The organism is Blastomonas sp. (genome assembly GCF_041747255.1).
Classification (GTDB): Bacteria; Pseudomonadota; Alphaproteobacteria; order Sphingomonadales; family Sphingomonadaceae; genus Blastomonas.
The window spans coordinates 1-1,872 of sequence record NZ_JBGTFM010000319.1 but is presented as its reverse complement, the minus strand read 5'-3'; the positions used below and the strand labels follow the sequence as shown (position 1 = coordinate 1,872).

General features: G+C 63.7%; 3 protein-coding genes. All 3 read left to right on the top strand.

What is annotated here, in order from left to right:
• Positions 1-1,164, top strand: a 1,164-nt coding sequence (gene glyA, locus ACEW8G_RS10855; RefSeq protein ID WP_373488436.1) for a serine hydroxymethyltransferase, incomplete at its 5' end; no start/stop codon positions are given.
• Positions 1,165-1,167: 3 nt separating this feature from the next.
• Positions 1,168-1,392 carry a hypothetical protein gene (locus ACEW8G_RS10850; RefSeq protein ID WP_373488435.1) on the top strand — a complete coding sequence of 75 codons (225 nt, stop codon included), beginning with the start codon at positions 1,168-1,170 and terminating at the stop codon, positions 1,390-1,392.
• Positions 1,393-1,409: 17 nt separating this feature from the next.
• On the top strand, positions 1,410-1,871 hold the full coding sequence (nrdR, locus tag ACEW8G_RS10845) for a transcriptional regulator NrdR (RefSeq protein ID WP_373488434.1): 462 nt from the start codon (positions 1,410-1,412) through the stop codon (positions 1,869-1,871).
• Position 1,872: the final 1 nt, after the last annotated feature.

The following is a 1,872-nucleotide window of genomic DNA, read 5'->3' as shown; positions in this document are numbered from 1 at the left end:
ATCGTGTCAAAGGCGGTGCTAGAGGCCCAAGGGTCGGTATTCACCAACAAATATGCCGAAGGCTATCCGGGCAAGCGCTATTATCAGGGCTGCGAGCCATCAGATGACGTCGAGAAACTCGCCATCGAGCGCGCCTGCAAGCTGTTCGATTGTGCCTATGCCAATGTCCAGCCGCATTCGGGCGCGCAGGCCAATGGCGCGGTGCTGCTGGCGCTGATCAAGCCGGGCGACACCATCCTTGGCATGTCGCTCGACGCCGGGGGCCATCTGACGCACGGTGCACGCCCCGCACTCTCGGGCAAGTGGTTCAACGCCATCCAGTATGGCGTGACGCCCGACACCCACCTGATCGATTATGACGAGGTCCGCCGTCTGGCGCTTGAACACAAGCCCAAGCTGATCTTTGCCGGCGGCTCAGCCTATCCCCGCCATATCGATTTTGCCAAGTTCCGTGCAATCGCCGATGAGGTAGGCGCGTATTTTCAGGTCGATATGGCGCATTTTGCGGGTCTGGTCGCAGCGGGCGTGCACCCCTCGCCCTTCCCGCACGCGCATGTCGCCACCACCACCACGCACAAGACGCTGCGGGGCCCGCGTGGCGGCATGATCCTGACCAACGACGAGGCGCTGGCCAAGAAGATCAACTCCGCCGTGTTCCCGGGGCTTCAGGGTGGGCCGTTGATGCATGTTATCGCCGCCAAGGCGGTGGCGTTCGGCGAGGCGCTGACGCCGGAGTTCAAGAGCTATTCGCGCGCGGTGATCGACAATGCCAAGGCGCTCGCCAGCCGCTTGAAGGAGCGCGGCGCAGATCTGGTCGCGGGCGGCACCGACACGCACGTAGCCCTTGTCGATCTGCGCCCGCTTGGCGTCACCGGCAAGGATGCCGACGAAGCGCTGGAGCGCGCCGGCATCACCTGCAACAAGAACGGCATCCCGTTCGATCCGCTGCCGCCGACCAAGACCAGCGGTATCCGCGTCGGCAGCCCGGCGGGCACCACGCGCGGCTTCGGCGTTGCTGAATTCCGCGAAATCGGCGACATGATCGCCGATGTTCTGGACGGATTGCGCCAGAAAGGCGAGCATGGCGATCCCGAAGTCGAGGCCGCCGTGCGCATCCGAGTCGAAGCCTTGTGCGACCGTTTCCCCATTTACCCGGAGCTTTGAACCATGCAGAATCCAGATGATCCCAACAATAAAGGTGACCTGATCGGCGATGCCCGCGAGGAAATCGTCGGCATGGCCAAGCAGGGCCTGGCGCACCCTTCGACCAAGCCGGTGTTGACCGGCGCGGCGATTGGCGCAGTGGCGGGAGTGATCCTGCCTGTGGTCAGCCTACCCATCGGCCTGATCGCAGGCGCGGGCTTTATGCTCTACCGGCGGCTGCGTCCTTGATCACCAGCGGTTAAGCGATGCGTTGCCCGTTTTGCGCCCACGAAAACAGCCAGGTCAAGGACAGCCGCCCCACCGAAGACGGGGCGGCGATCCGTCGTCGTCGCCAGTGCGAGGGCTGCGGCGCGCGCTTCACCACGTTTGAGCGCATCCAGCTGCGCGACATCATGGTAGTGAAGAACGAAAACCGCCGCGAGCCGTTCAACCGCCAGAAGATCGAGAAATCCGTCGCGCTCGCCTGCCGCAAGCGCGGGGTGGATCAGGAGCGGCTCGACCAGCTCGTCTCAGGCATCCAGCGCCAGATCGAAACATCGGGCGAGAACGAGGTGTCGTCCAAAGACATCGGATCGATGGTGATGGACGGCCTGCGCACGCTCGACAGCGTCGCCTATATCCGCTTCGCCAGCGTCTACCGCGATTTCAGCGAGGCGCGCGATTTTGAGGCATTTGCCAGCACCGTCAAGGACGTTGGCGGGGCCTGAT

Coding starts and splice junctions, on each gene's coding strand:
- ACEW8G_RS10850 (WP_373488435.1), top strand. CDS start 1,168: ATGCAGAATCCAGATGATCCCAACAATAAAGGTGACCTGATCGGCGAT.
- nrdR (WP_373488434.1), top strand. CDS start 1,410: ATGCGTTGCCCGTTTTGCGCCCACGAAAACAGCCAGGTCAAGGACAGC.